General features: G+C 34.9%; 12 protein-coding genes and 1 tRNA gene. 10 read left to right on the top strand and 3 right to left on the bottom strand.

Features of this window, described 5'->3' with window-relative positions; genetic code table 11:
- Nucleotides 1-5 precede the first annotated feature (5 nt).
- The 3 genes from nusA to DNJ77_RS03385 form a co-directional block, all read right to left on the bottom strand.
- Complete coding sequence (nusA, locus tag DNJ77_RS03395; protein WP_116963594.1) at nt 6-1,487, bottom strand: transcription termination factor NusA; 1,482 nt, start codon at nt 1,485-1,487, stop codon at nt 6-8.
- 24 nt (nt 1,488-1,511) lie between these two features.
- Nucleotides 1,512-1,976 (bottom strand): ribosome maturation factor RimP, encoded by a 465-nt coding sequence (locus tag DNJ77_RS03390; RefSeq protein ID WP_116963593.1) that lies wholly within the window; start codon nt 1,974-1,976, stop codon nt 1,512-1,514.
- Between the two features lie 105 nt (nt 1,977-2,081).
- Nucleotides 2,082-2,158 (bottom strand) — tRNA-Met (locus DNJ77_RS03385).
- 416 nt (nt 2,159-2,574) lie between these two features.
- Between DNJ77_RS03385 and asnS the strand changes: the two genes are divergently transcribed.
- From asnS to DNJ77_RS03335, 10 genes are all read left to right on the top strand, one after another.
- A complete protein-coding gene (gene asnS / locus DNJ77_RS03380) occupies nt 2,575-3,978 on the top strand; it encodes an asparagine--tRNA ligase (protein WP_116963592.1) in 1,404 nt (467 codons plus the stop codon).
- 8 nt (nt 3,979-3,986) lie between these two features.
- A complete protein-coding gene (gene murJ, locus DNJ77_RS03375) occupies nt 3,987-5,534 on the top strand; it encodes a murein biosynthesis integral membrane protein MurJ (RefSeq protein ID WP_116963591.1) in 1,548 nt (515 codons plus the stop codon).
- A gap of 383 nt (nt 5,535-5,917) precedes the next feature.
- A complete protein-coding gene (locus tag DNJ77_RS03370) occupies nt 5,918-6,736 on the top strand; it encodes a hypothetical protein (protein WP_116963590.1) in 819 nt (272 codons plus the stop codon).
- A 200-nt stretch (nt 6,737-6,936) separates the two neighbouring features.
- Nucleotides 6,937-7,725 carry a hypothetical protein gene (locus DNJ77_RS03365; RefSeq protein ID WP_116963589.1) on the top strand — a complete coding sequence of 263 codons (789 nt, stop codon included), beginning with the start codon at nt 6,937-6,939 and terminating at the stop codon, nt 7,723-7,725.
- 199 nt (nt 7,726-7,924) lie between these two features.
- Complete coding sequence (locus DNJ77_RS03360) at nt 7,925-8,458, top strand: hypothetical protein (RefSeq protein ID WP_116963588.1); 534 nt, start codon at nt 7,925-7,927, stop codon at nt 8,456-8,458.
- A gap of 345 nt (nt 8,459-8,803) precedes the next feature.
- Entirely contained in the window at nt 8,804-11,281 is a 2,478-nt protein-coding gene (locus DNJ77_RS03355; protein WP_116963587.1) for a TcfC E-set like domain-containing protein, read from the top strand.
- 1 nt (nt 11,282) lies between these two features.
- Nucleotides 11,283-12,308 (top strand): hypothetical protein, encoded by a 1,026-nt coding sequence (locus DNJ77_RS03350; protein ID WP_116963586.1) that lies wholly within the window; start codon nt 11,283-11,285, stop codon nt 12,306-12,308.
- A gap of 13 nt (nt 12,309-12,321) precedes the next feature.
- Nucleotides 12,322-12,843 (top strand): hypothetical protein, encoded by a 522-nt coding sequence (locus tag DNJ77_RS03345; RefSeq protein ID WP_116963585.1) that lies wholly within the window; start codon nt 12,322-12,324, stop codon nt 12,841-12,843.
- Nucleotides 12,844-12,863: 20 nt separating this feature from the next.
- Nucleotides 12,864-13,415 (top strand): hypothetical protein, encoded by a 552-nt coding sequence (locus DNJ77_RS03340; RefSeq protein WP_116963584.1) that lies wholly within the window; start codon nt 12,864-12,866, stop codon nt 13,413-13,415.
- Between the two features lie 161 nt (nt 13,416-13,576).
- A complete protein-coding gene (locus DNJ77_RS03335; RefSeq protein WP_116963583.1) occupies nt 13,577-15,118 on the top strand; it encodes a hypothetical protein in 1,542 nt (513 codons plus the stop codon).
- Nucleotides 15,119-15,403: the final 285 nt, after the last annotated feature.

The following is a 15,403-nucleotide window of genomic DNA, read 5'->3' as shown; positions in this document are numbered from 1 at the left end:
ACCCCCTACTTTTTCTTATCTTCATCAAACCAAGGCGCACGTGCAGTCATAATCAAAGCTGCAGCCTGATCTTCCGATATAGTAATAAACTCTCTTAGATCATCTACTGCCAACTCTGCTAAGTCTTCCATTGTGATCACATTATTATCTGCTAAAACTTGCGCCCACTCTGGTGTCATTCCTTCCATTTTTAACAAATCTTCTGCTGGCTTATTGCCGGCAAGTGCTTGTGAAATAAGCGCGGTTTTAGCACGCTCTTGCAACTCTTCACAAATTTCATTATCAAAGCCCTCTATCGCTAACATTTCATCGCGTGCAACATAGGCGACTTCTTCCAATGTTGAAAATCCTTCTTCAACCAAAGCTTCAGCAACATCTTGATCAATATCAAGTGCTTCGATAAATAATTGCATGCTTTTTTGCAACTCTGCCTGATGTGTTTTTTCCGCAACTGTATCGGCAATCACATTGATATGCCAACCTGTTAATGCCGTTGCTAAGCGCACATTCTGACCACTTTTACCAATTGCTTGTGATAATTGATCTTCTTTGACTGCTACTTGCATCGATTGCCTATCTTCATCTTGCACAATAGAAGTTACCTCAGCAGGAGCCAATGCGTTAATCACAAATTGTGCAGGATTCTCATCCCATAACACAATGTCCACTCGCTCACCTTGCAACTCATTGGTAATAGCTTGAATACGTGAACCACGCATACCAACACATGCACCGACAGGATCAATCCGTTTATCATTTGACTTTACCGCAACTTTAGCACGCGAACCAGGATCCCGGGCAATACCGACAATATCCATTAGTTCTTCTGCTACTTCAGGTACTTCTAATATCAATAACGCATGTAGCATTTTTTTGTGCGCACGTGTTAAAATGATTTGTTGACCCTTGACATCTTCATCGATCCTTAAAATACAAGCTCTTAACTTATCATTTAAACGATAATTTTCTTTAGATACCAACTCTTTACGTGGTAATACACCTTCAGCATCATCACCCAAATCAACAATTAAAAAATCACGTGTCACACGTTTAACTTCACCGTAAACAATTCTACCAACTTTATCACGGAACTTCGAAACCATTTGTCTACGTTCTTCATCACGCACTTTCTGCATGATGATCTGTTTTGCTGTCATTGCAGCAATACGTCCAAATTCAACTGATTCAACAGCTTCTTCTAATATATCACCAACTTTAACATTATGACCTTTTTCACATGCCACATCTACATAAAGCTCTGCGGCATAATTCTCAATTTCATGATCTTCATCAACGATTTGCCATTGGCGGAAAGTTTCATAATTACCTGTTTTTTTATCTATTCTAACAATGATTTCAGCACCTTCTTCAAAGCGTTTTTTTGTCGCCATTGCCAAAGCTTCTTCCATTGCTGAAAAAAGCAAATCTCTTGAAACCTCTTTTTCGTTGGCTACGGTTTCAATTACTAACAGTAATTCTTTACTCATCACGTCCACCTTTTCACTTTCAATTTAAAACTTTGGCACAACACGCATTTTGTCAACGTTAGCAAAATCGAAGCCAATCACTTCACCCTCTTCTGTTTTAATCGTCACCAACTCACCATTTACTTCAGTAATAGCACCTTCAAAACGGCGGCGATTATTTTCAGTTGGCTGGTGCAACTGTACTTTTACCTTAAACCCTTCTAATGCTCCTGCCTGTTTGGCGTTAAACACTCGGCGATTCATACCAGGAGAAGACACCTCTAAAGAATAGGTTCCACTGATTGGATCTTCAACATCCAAAATCGCACTTACTGCTTGGCTAACCTCTTGGCAATCATCTATTGAAATACCTTCCTCATGATCAATAAATATACGCAAAGTCACCGCACCTGTATCAACAGAATACGCATCCATCTCGATTCCCCACAGAATAAAACCTAGCGCTTGTACTTCTGGCTCTACAAGGTTCTTTAATTGATCGATTAACATTCCCCAATATACTCCTTGGATATAAAAAAAGGACCACTACGAGTCCTTTTTATCTACAAAACAAAAAGGCCCAACAGGGCCCGAAAATCTCGATATTTATTTGGTTGGTAGCGGGGGCTGGGTTCGAACCAACGACCTTCGGGTTATGAGCCCGACGAGCTACCAGGCTGCTCCACCCCGCGTCAACTGCGAGACATATTAACAATTCTTTTTTAAATTGCAAGTCTTAAGTTCAAGTTTTTAAATAATTAATCAATATTTTTGACATTTGCCTTTTCTTTGTATAACACACTTGAAGTACTGAAACAAAAAGTAAGTACTGAAACAAAAAGTTTAGGGTGAACGGTTAACATCTTATTTTCTTTCAGCAAGATTCACATAGGCTTTTCAAAACTTTGCAGACCATTTTTTTGGATAAGTTCACGCGCTTTTGATTATATAGAGTCAATTTAGAATACCTCAAATTTATATGGCGCACAAAAAACACAGTTAATCTAACTTGCAATCTTATTCTATCGCTTATTTATAAATCTCGTTATAATCTCTCACCTATATCAATACCCCCCAAAAACTATAAAACAAATAGGTAAGTATCACTATGTCACAAACGTATACGGCAAAAGAACTTTTTTCACGTGCTGATTTAATTGATCAACAGATTACCGTTAAAGGCTGGATTCGAAGCCGTCGTGACTCAAAAGCTGGGATTTCATTCCTAACCATTCATGATGGTTCGTGCTTTGATCCCATCCAAGCGATTGTCGAAAACACTCTTCCCAATTATCAAAATGAAATTTTAAGTCTTACCAAAGATTGTGCAGTTGAAGTCTGTGGAAAACTTGTTGCCTCAGCGGGCAAGGGGCAAAGCGTTGAAATCCAAGCCAATAAAGTGATTGTTCACGGCTGGATCGATAATCCTGAGACTTATCCTGTTTCACCCAAACGCCATACGATGGAGTATCTTCGTGAGCATGCTCATCTGCGTGTGCGCACCAACCTTATCGGAGCAGTTGCACGTATGCGTCACAGCCTTGCCAATGCAATTCATAATTTCTTTCACCATGAAGGTTTTTTCTGGGTTAACACCCCTATCTTAACCTCTAACGATTGCGAAGGTGCAGGCGAGCTCTTCCGTGTTTCCACTTTGGATCAATTGAATTTACCTAAAACGGACAAAGGGGACATAGATTACAGTCAAGATTTTTTTGGTGGTGAAACCTTTTTAACCGTATCAGGACAGTTAAACGTTGAAACTTACTGTATGGCACTATCCAAAGTATATACTTTTGGTCCTACTTTTAGAGCCGAAAATTCGAATACTTCTAGACATTTGGCTGAATTTTGGATGGTAGAACCAGAGATTGCATTTGCTGATTTAAATGATGACGCACACCTTGCTGAAAAACTCTTAAAATCTGTTATTAAAACCGTTATTGATGAGCGCAAAGACGATATTGCGTTCTTTGAGCAGTTTATCGAAAAAAATCTAATCAATAAATTAAATTCCGTCATTAATAACGATTTTGTCCGTGTCCAATACACTGATGCAATCAAGATTCTAAAAACCTGTGGCAAGAAATTTGAGTATCCTGTGGAATGGGGTTTGGATCTACAATCAGAGCATGAACGTTATTTATGTGAAGAACATTTCAAAAGCCCAGTAGTACTCATGAACTACCCTAAGGATATTAAAGCATTTTATATGCGTTTAAACGATGATCAAAAAACAGTTGCCGCAATGGATATACTCGTCCCTGGCATCGGTGAAATCATTGGTGGCAGTCAACGTGAAGATCGACTTGAAATCCTGGATAAGCGCATTGCCGAAACGGGTGTTGATGCAGAAGGTTTATATTGGTATCGTGATCTTCGCCGTTATGGTAGTGTGCCACATAGTGGTTTTGGCTTAGGATTTGAACGTTTGTTAGGCTATATTACAGGTGTGCCAAATATTCGTGATTTAATCCCTTTTCCACGCACACCTGGCAACGCTAAATTTTAAGCGCATAAATGTCTGCGCAATTAGACAAAAAAGATCTCTTTAAATCAACCTTAATACTTGGATTCATCACTTTTTTATCACGCATACTTGGATTTGCTCGCGATATGTTATTTGCCAAATATTTTGGTACTACTAGCGCAATGGAAGCTTTTATTGTTGCTTTTCGTGTCCCTAATTTCATGCGTAGACTTTTTATTGAGGGTTCAATAAGCCAAGTGCTTGTACCTAGTTTAAGTAAGCAAAGTACACATCAACGTTTAAATTATTTATTTCGTCAACTGATTACCCTTATTGGTGGCATAAGCCTTGTTGTTGCGTTTTTAGGCTTTATTTTTGCCAGCATTTGGATCAGCATATTCGCACCTGGTTTTTACAACGACCCCAGCAAATTTGCACTATCAAAATCATTATTGCAAGTGATGTTTCCTTATGTGTTCTTTATATCGTTAAGCGCTCTATTTTCTGCGCTTTTAAACCGATTCGAGCGTTTTTTCCTGCCAGCGTTTATGCCAATAGTGCTCAACCTTTGTATGATTCTTTTTATACTCTACACTTCTTACTTTAATTCACCCATTTATGCAATTGCTTGGAGTGTGCTCATTGCTGGCATCCTCCAAACGTTACTATTTATTCCAGCTATTTTGTATTTAAAAATAAGTCTCATCCCTCTTATTCGCAAACCTTCTTACTGCATTAAACGTATTCTCAAACGCTTATTGCCAGGCATTATTGGGGCTTCCGTTGTACAAATAAGTTTACTATTGGATACGATATTTGCGTCATTTTTAAAAACCGGTAGCCTTTCATGGCTTTATTATCCAGACCGCTTGAATCAATTCCCATTAGGAATTTTGGGGATTGCTTTAGCTATTGCTATCCTACCTAAACTGAGTAATCGCTCCATTACTCATGTTCAATTTAAGCAAATTGTCAACTGGGGAATTAAGCTAAGCTTAGTTATCACCATTCCAGCAGCATGTGGAATGTGCGTTTTATCCTATCCCGTCCTTACTACCCTCTTTCAATATGGTAAATTTACAGCTTTTGATGTCATCCAATCTCAAAGGGCTTTTATTTCTTTTGGCATTGGACTCATTACCTTTGTGTTAATTAAAGTACTTATTTCGGCTTTATATGCCAAACATCACACAAAAGTTGCATTAAAAATTGGAGTGTTTTGCATTTTATTCAATGTTATCAGCAATATCATTTTAATTTCTATTTTAAATACACATGAGCTTGGCTATTTAGCACTTGCCATTTCAACTACACTAACTGCAGTTATTAATGCAGCTTTACTATTTTATGCCTTATATCGCTATAGCCATTTCCAACTTGAGCCAGCTTTTTTCGCGCTTATTGTTAAAGTTCTACTAGCAAGCCTTATTATGTCAGCTGTACTTTACCTTGTTAAAGGAGAGTCCTCACTTTGGCTTCATGCCGATTTTATGCAACGCGTCACCCGTTTAGTTTGGCTTATCATACTAGGGATTGCCTGTTATTTTATGTCTATTTTTCTGCTTGGGATACGAGTTAGAGATTTTAAAAATCACTAAAATCAAAGCAGTATGAGTCGGTATGCTCTCCACCTTATCAAAAAGTAAATATCGCCGTTTGTAAAGAGATTGGCATAGATACTTTCAACAGTTTTAGTAAGTTCTTTTATACATGCCTATAGCTTAATGGATAGGATAGGTACAATTGTAAAGCTTGCATAATGATCTCTTTTGAATAATCGCAACCGATAAAATTCAACATTTGATCAAATGTTTGAGTTTGAATGCAAAAACAATATTAGTTTCATTAATTATTGTAAAGTTTGCGATAAAACCCAATTTTTGACAATAAATCAGCCTATTTGTCCTAAATTTTATGTTGGACTGGATTGTTATAATTTGACCAGCATAATTGTAAGAAAGCTAAAAAAGAGAATATTTACATGTCGAAGTCTACTTTCTTAAATCGTTCCATGGATGAACTACCTAATTATTTATGTAGTAATCAAAATTATTTAAAGACGCATCCTCATTATCTTATTGAAATAGAAAAATTTTATTTATTCGAAAATCTATTAAAATCATATATACAGAATTTAAAATCTCAAAATTCATTACTTGCAAATAACAAACTCAATACTATAGATAATCTAAAAAAGATAGTAACTAGAACAGAGGGCGAATTATCCCAGTTTAAAGCTGAACCTAAATATCAAATCGAATATATACTCTCAAATTTTAGAGAAAATGCAATAAAAGAATTAGACGTCTTAAGTAATAATAAGGAATTTATCAAGCACAGGAATACTGTTGATTCACATTATCAAATTATTAAATTTTTTAGAAACGTTTTAAATGGCAATTTCAAAGCAGCGTTTTCAATGGAAACTAATTCTTCAAAAATGCTTAATCAAATGAATACCCTTTTGGAAAGCAAAAAAGAAGTTTTTAATTCTCCAGCAAATAAAAATGAAGATATATTATTTACTATGATTAAAGACATGCCAATTAATAATCCTGAAAATAGAGCTTCTTATATTGACAAATATCTTAAAGAAAAAAATTTACATTTAAATGACGATGGACAGGAGTATTACAATAATCTAAACACCCATCAGCTTAAAAATCTAAAAAACCTTAATCCTAAGGAATTACATGACGCAGTAAATGGGCATATTCCTTGTAAGATTAATGCTAAAGAACTAGAAAATTGTTTCATACGTACTCACGAATATCAAAACAACATTAGCAGTTCCCGCTAAGTCAAGTTAAGTCTGCTGTATACTTTGATTTCATATTTAGCCAGATCTATAACACTCCTGCATTGACATCTTTAACAAGGGAGACATCAATCCATAAAGAAGATTATTTCTAATGTTAACAAATGGGTACATTATAAACCATGACATCAATAAACTCGTATGATTTACTTGTTGGGGTGAGATTGAAGAAGGAGAACAAAGTGAAGGGTGTTATAACACTAACAATTACGATGTTATGTGGTTTTTACAGCTTATCAATGGCAAATATTGCTATTGATGATCTTTATGATATTTGGTCTGAAGATAAAGTCACTTTTTCTAAAACAATTCATAATGATGATCCCAATAAAACAGCTTATGTCAAAATTGAACTAGTGGAAGTAAAAAATCCACTATCTGATAATAAAACTGAAAAAACACTTCTGCCAAAAGAAATGTCAGAATCATTATTCGTGACACCAAGTAGGTTAATTATTCCACCTGGACAGTCAAAAAATATTCGTTTTTACTATCCAAAAGGCAGAAATAAAGATGAGGTTTCTTATTATCGTGTCAATATGACACCTGTTGCACCAAAAAAAGAAGATGGTTTTGCGCTTTCAGATAAAGAACTTGCAGATAATGACGGAATATCCGCAGGTGTAGGAATTACGATAGGTTTTTCCAGTATTTTAGCCGTTCAACCACAAAACGCCTTTTACAAAACAACCGTTTCGCAAAAAGATGAGGCTATTTATATTTATAACAATGGTAATGCCGTTATTGAAACAGAAGTTAAAGCAAAATGTAAAACAAATGACTCATTGAAAACAGGCGGTGTTACTGTCAATCATTCATATTGTAACCAACAAGGTGTGTTTGAACAAAAATATAAAGTTTATCCACAAAAAAATCGTGTCATAGATACATCCTTTCTTAAAGAGAACATTGAAATTCAAGTTTTTGAAAATGGTAAGAATACCCAAAAACAGCGCTATTTCCTTGCGTAACCAAAAAGTAAAAAGTTAAACCTAAATTTACAAAAAAAGACAAAAATAAAAATGCGAATAGCTAAATGATTTAATTATTTCTTGTTTAGATTGAGCTAGGAAAGGTTACAAATTATTTACTTCTAAGAACCTATTTCGACACAAATTTAAGCCAATTAGTAATTGAAACTCAAGTCAACAACCAAAAAAGGAGTATGTAATGATAAAAAGTAAAAAAATTTTAGCTACAACCGTAATGGCAAGCTTATTGGGCGGTATTGTGGCTTCCTATGCTGCTACTGTAACTGATACAGTACAAATTATAGTTAGCACAGAAGTAGGTCCGAAAACACTACAAGACGTTTTAAAACTTTCAACAACTAAGTCTACAAGTGCACCAAAAAGAGCGGCTATGTCAACCAACAAACAAGAGTCTATTATTACTGACTTCTTAGAGTGGACTGATAGCAGTACAGGGGAGATTGGCATTTCTATTACTTCTGGACCAACAAATAGTAGTAGTAATGAATATGTAATCAAAAATACTACGAGTGGTCACGGTGAAGAAATGCCAGTAACGTTCGAAATAGGTGGCAATGAAATTAAGAGCCCTACTTCAAAAATAAATTTTAAATCCTTAACACCAGGGGGGGGGGCGAAAGACTTAAAAGTAATTTACGGTGATGGAACTAATAAATACCAAGAAGGAAAGTATGAAGGCAACTTTGACTTTAAGATTGAAGCAACCTTTTAGTTTAATTAATAATTAAAGTGTAGAACTTTATCCTACGCTAAGAATTATTATGGCAAATCACTTGCCATGCGAAGCTGAATACTGCCGCTGGCGGGATTTTCACGATAAGTCTAAACACTTCATGGGAATCCGTTTAGAAAGAAAACTTTTCTTAACATGAAGAAAAGTGCCAGCATCTCAAGTATGGTCGGTCTTGATAACTCAACCGTCCAGTTAAATTAAAGTAAGTTTTTAATCTCATTCTTGTCATATCGAGAATGAGATCACGAAGAATTTAGTTATATAAAGATCAGACAAAGTCAAATTATTCCAGTTAAATGCTACGATGAAATTTAGGTATTATTTATGAAATCAAAAAAGCTAAAAAAGCTTTTACCACTTTTGTGGATGAATTTGCTCTGTATGCCAATAGAAGCTATTTCATCCATTGCAACTGATCCAAAACTTAAACCAGGTGTTGAAGGGTTAGAGAGTATTCCTGAAGATTTTATACCACAATTATCTGATGCCATTGAAGTTGAAGTCTCTCTTTTGGGTATTGAATTAGGGCAACATATCATTAGTTTGCGTGGTAGTAAGGTTTTTTTAGATGTTGTCGAGGTATTTCAACATAGTAAAATTGAATTAAAAGACAACGCTCGAAAGATTCTAAATGAACTATTTAGTCAAGGCGTTGATCCAAATCAAATTATTGAGTGTCTGCCAGAGTGGGAAAAAAATGGGCTTTGCCAAGCTGATGTGCCTTTTTTTATGATCCAATTAGATTTAAACAGTATGCGCTTAAAATTATGGTTACCCAGTGAAGCATTTAACTATCAATCTCAACAAAGTTATAAATATCTCAGTGCACCAAATGTTAGTCATATTAGCTCTTTTTTAGGCTATCGATTTAACTTTGATTATGCAGATCGACGAGATACAAACTACTATTTAGAGTTGGATAATGTGACTGGTTTTGGACGAAATCACCTAAATAGTAGTGTTTTTTTACAACAAAGTCGTTACCAAAAAGATATTCGTATTAATAACGTTTATTGGCAATATGATCAAGAAAAGCTATATTCACGGTTAGGCTATTTTAATAATGCCAATTTTTACAGTGGACAGAATACTTATAATTTAAATTATGCTTTTAATGGAAAAGGTATTATTGCGGAATTAGGTAGTTCAGATAACCTATCTTTATCTTCGCAAAAAGCATCCCTGATTCCTATTCCTTTATTTATTAACGCAAATTCAGTTGTCAACGTTTATAAAGATGGGCGGTTAATTTCGGTACAAAATTTTAGTGCGGGTAATCATATATTACAAACTGAGAGCTTTCCTGATGGTATTTATCCGATTCAAATTGAAATTACCCAAGGTGGTCAAGTGGTTAATACAGAAACCGCCATGATTAATAAACCTTCATCATTAGGAAAGTTGCACGATAATAATAGGAATTACCGACTTTGGTTAGGAATGGTTGCTAAAGATCAAAATTCAGCAATTAAAGCTCCTTACCTTGGTGGTAACTTTGCTAGCGTAATAAACAAACAAACAGTCATGAATTTTGGGGGCTATGGTGTTGATAATTTAGCCCTTGGTGAATGGGATACGGAAGTTTATTTACCGTTAAATACACAAATTACTCAAACTGTTGCGCTAGATTCACGCTTAAATTATGGCTATAACTTGCAGCTATCCAATATGTGGTTTAACTATTTTTCTACCAACGTTTGGTATAACACCAACAGTAAAAGTGACAACCCATATAGCCCATTTAAATCACGTTATAATAGGATAGGTATTTCATCTTACTTAAACTTAAGCCCAATTAAACTTGGTTCAATTTCTGCCACTTATAGCTATAGTTTTCATAACAGCAGAGATAGCCTAAGTACATCTTATTTTCATAATTTGTATTATCGGAACAACTGGAATGTTAGTGCTTCTGTTAGTTACAACAAAACTTTCTCAGGCAATGAAGATAAACAAAACAACTACGCCTTTATGCTCAATATTTCTTATACTTTTGGCAATGGTAATACATTAAGTGATTATCTACGCTATTCACCAACAGATAAGCAAGTCTCTAATGGTCTAAGCTTTAGACCAAACTTAGATCATCCTTATATACGGTATGTAAATGCCAATGTAGATTATCGTAAAGACTATGTTAATGGTCTATTCTCGACTAGTGTTAAATCGGATTACATGCAAGGTGATTTATCAACATCAGTGGTTAGTCAAAACAATCAAGAAAATTATGGTGCTTCTGGTAGCTTATATGGTGGCATAAGCTTAACACCTCAAAGCATCACAGCTCATAACGATCACCGTAGCAAATCAGGTGTGGTTATTCATTTAGATACGGAAGATAAAAAGCATAAAATGTCCACACAAATCAATGGGGTACGTTATCCGATTTACAAAGGGGATAACTTTATCTCATTACCTCATTACAAGCAATATAGCGTTTCTTTAAGCGATCATCCCGATGAAGCACAGTTATTGCAATACTCAGATAAAAGTGAATTCGTAAGCCTATATCCTGGCTCTGTTTACTATATGACACGCGAAGCTTTCCCAATCATTGATGTCATTGGACAAATTATTGATAGTAAGGGCAATCCTATTGCACATGCCAAAGTGCAAAACCATGTGGAAACTACAAGCTATAGCGATGAGTCTGGCTTTTTTGTTGTAAGTATTAGTAAAACAAAACCCACATTAAAAATTACAACAAACGATCAAAGCTGTATTTATAACTTTGATGCAACAGAAATTAAAAATGCACAGCCTGGGTATTGGGTTGGCACGCTAAAATGTGAAGGGGTATAAAATGAAAAAATGGTTAACAATTTTAATTGGATATATCTCAATTACACTTAGTTATGCAGAGACAACTGATTTAACTTTTAAGGTAGATTTAGCTAATAAAACGATTAAATCATCAAGGGGATTGATTAACAACATTGACTTTACAAATAATTTGATCGCTAACAATAAATTAAATTTTAATGTTAGTGGAATTGATTTAACTGGAGCGATAGGAAAAACATTAACTGGTAACTTCACTTACTATTGTGGCTATTTCAACTACTACTGTAACAGAGATAATGTAAACTATATTGTATCGCCTTTTACTTTACAGTGCACTAATAGTATTAGCTTGAAAGGCTCTGTTACTGTGGCAGGGGATAGAAATAATTTCCATCTTAACAATTCCTCCATTCCTTCATCAACAAGCAGTCCTTTTCGTTTTAATATCAAATCTTCTGATAGATATCGTATTAGGCAGTTGAGTTTCACATTTGATAGCATTAATCTTGCTGATACAATTGGTATTTCAAATTGTACAGGTAGTGTTAATATACAGGGGGTATATTGGCTTACTCAATATGATCCAAAAACACCGCGGTCAATAAGAAATGATATAGATATTCCCATTAATAATAACTTGAATATAACACTTAACTTTGACCCTTATATCAAACTAACAGGACAAGCAAATTACCAAGCCACACTAACTAAGAATAATCATTTTGGTAATGATTATGGCGCAATAGTAACCATTCCCTATGCTACCAATGCAAATAATATTAAAGTAAAACTTAAAAGCTGTACACAATCGAATAGTTCTTGTGTTTTACAAGATGAAAGAGATGGAAGTAACACAATTCCGTTTCAGTTAAAAATAAATCAACAATTGGTTACAACAATCGGACAAGAACAACCTATTGCTATAACACAACAGTCCAATGAGATTAACGTTAATTTAAGTGCAGATGAAAATACAGTCAAACACGCAAAACCGGGCACTTATAAGAGTAAGGTTATCCTTTTGTTAACGGCATCTTTTAATTAGAGAAGGAATAGTTATGTTAAAATTTTTGTCCTCCTTACTACTTGCTTTATATAGTGTGATCAGCTTTGCCTCAAGTACCGGAGAAAATGTCGAGGTTGAAATTGACGCCACCCTTGTGGTAAAGCCTTGGTTTTCTATTGAGGTTAATGCTAATGATATCGTATTTAGGAATGACGTTAGTTCGGTGCTCTCAGGCATAACAGGGATTAATAATAATCATGATTATATATATGCAGGGAAATCTCAAGAAGTAGGATTCTTGAGTAACATTGCTAACCCACAGTACACAATAAAATGTAATAAAGGCATGATGACATTAAGTGGTTCTACAACTTCACAACAAATTATCCCAGAAAGTTATCTTTGTATAAATGGCACGGCACAAGCATTAGGTACTGCACCTGTACGCCTCCCCCCTCAAGTACCAAACCAAAAGTTTAATCTCTTGCTTTTGGTCAAGCAAAAAAGCGGCACTGCGTATCCACAGGGTCAATATCGTGGTCAACTTATTTGCACAGTTTCGGTTAATTTTTAGTCCTAATTTAGGTGAAAGTAATGATAAGACAAGTAACAACTTTTTTAATGGGTTTACTGGTAACACTTTCTTGTTTTGCCACAACACCTACACCACAAAACCTTCAGTTTGACTTACAGCTTGATATAACTAACAGCCCAACAGTCAAACTTGATATGCTAAATACAAATTTGACAGTCCCACAACTTAAGCTTGATAAAAATAATCGTCTTCCAAGATTTGAGTCTGACAAACTATCAGGAAAGGTCAATTGGGATAATACTGATAAGCTTACAGCTTCACTTCAATGTAATAATAAAGATCAACAAGGAAATTGTATTCTATCTGCTGTAAATACAGGTGGGGCGTGCCCTGCATGTACTATCCAATATAAAATGTGTATAGAGGTCAATTTACAACAACCAATATGTGAAAATGATGGTGTTGGTCGTGATATCACAATTAGTCAGAATAAAGGTGTTATAGGTTTTGAGGTTTATATCAAAGGTGATGGTAATGACTCTATTATACCAAGCAGTCAGAATGAAAAGTTTAATGGAAGTTTTAGCATAACCTTTACTGCCTCTTTTTAATTTTTTAAAGTGATCTATGTTTTGTATAATTTATGATCATCAAATTGCATCGATATATTAAAAATAAAATATAGAAACCTTAAATTTTAATCGTGCGGAAATATATTTTTAAGTAAATTCTTATTCAATTAATCAACCAACAATAATAAGGAGTTAATCACATGACAATAAAATGTATAAAACAAAGCCTTGAAACTAAAAAGGAGAAAAATCAATTGAAATATTCTATAAAAACCTCGTTTATTTGTTTGCTAGCAGGGCTGGTAGGTGTTACCAATGTAAGCTATGCGGAAAATATAACTGACAATACAGATATCCAGATCCCAACAAATTATACGTTGCATAATACAGCGTTAGATCGCGATCTTGATAAAAAAATAACACAAGAGTCTTACCATAAGAACACATTGGATAACTTATTATCAAGCGATAAAGGCTTTTTATGGTTAAGGTCAACAGAAGGAAAAAACTGGCTAACAAGTCACGTTGGACAAAACTGGTTTCGATCAGACTCGTCTATTGTAAATGAGTGGCTTAATACTGAAGATGCAAAAAGCTGGGCATTAACTCCTGAAGGAGAAGAAACACTCTTTTTAAAAGTCCAGTCTCTTTCAGACAATAAACAATTGACCTATCACAATCGTCTTGAATGGCCAAGTTTTACAAATATTGGTGTACATGCAGTAGTTATAGGCGCAGGCATAGTCGGTTACAAAAACGTAGCAAACAGAGCTGTCACTACAACAGCTCTAGCTATTGTTGGGCTGGCAACTGCAAATATAGGGCAATGGGCTATTAACTCTTCTACTAGTTTTCAATCTCCTTTAGATAAAGTATTAATTACCAAAGCAGGGCAAGCTTGGCTGTATACAGAATCAGGTGTTCAATGGCTATTAAGTCCTAGCGGTCTTAAATGGTTAGAATCTTCAGAAGGGCAAGACAGGCTTAGCTTTTTGGAAGGAAATAAAAATGGCCATAGTATTGCAAGGGATATTATTCATAGCAAAAACCTTAATGCAATCGATCAAGTAGCAAAAAAAATGGAAAAAGTGTTACTTGAAAAGGTCAAAAATGCAAATACGATAGCAGGGTATTGGTATGCTTCTGATTTAGATCAATTCTTATCATCTTATTTAGGTGGTTTATGGCTAGCTAGTGATACAGGTATAGAGTGGCTAAAAAGTTATGAAGGTAAAGAATGGCAAGTTAATGAGCAAGGTGAAATGCGTAAAGTTTTTATCAATTGGCTCAATACAAATGCAGGCTTACAATCGATTAAAAATGAAAGTATCTTGCAAGATTTTATCCTTGGTTATGTGAATATAATGGATAATAGCGATTCTAAAAACTGGTATGCTCACTCAGACTTTTCTAAGTTTATACTCTCAAAAGCAGGTGGTGTATGGCTAGCAACAGAAGTAGGTCAACAATGGATGAAAACAAGTAAATGGGGAGAATGGCTAACCCAGAATGCTTATAATACGTGGCTATGGGAAAACACTGCTATAACATGGCTTAATAGCAGTGCTGCTAAAGAATGGGTGCAAAAGGATGCTGGCAAAAAACAATTTCAAGATTTGTTGAACAGTAAAGGGTGTGGACAAGAAGATAATCGTCACTTCATACAGAAAGTTTACAGTTCTGATTGTGTTGTGTTGCAGCGTACTCTAGCAGGAAAAACCTATAATACTCAGCTGCAATAAAGTAAACAGTAAAAAAATACATTTAACATAGGCAATGGATTGCCTATGTTAATGTTCAACAATAACATTTCGTGCATTCTCTACGTCATGCTGTCTGTTTCACATATAAATCAAGATCTTTAAAAACATTCAATAGTTGTTTCATATTTATACTCTTATACAACAAAAACCAGTGATTTTTTATCATTTGGTTTTGATAATCAACTTGTGTTCATAATGAAGTTAACTAACTTGTCCCAGATAGTTTTACAGATTTGCGATGAGTAATAACATGTTTTGAATACT

The organism is Fastidiosibacter lacustris (genome assembly GCF_003428155.1).
GTDB lineage: Bacteria > Pseudomonadota > Gammaproteobacteria > Francisellales > Francisellaceae > Caedibacter > Caedibacter lacustris.
The sequence above is the reverse complement of the archived record's forward strand: the minus strand, read 5'-3'. Positions and strand labels throughout refer to the sequence as shown.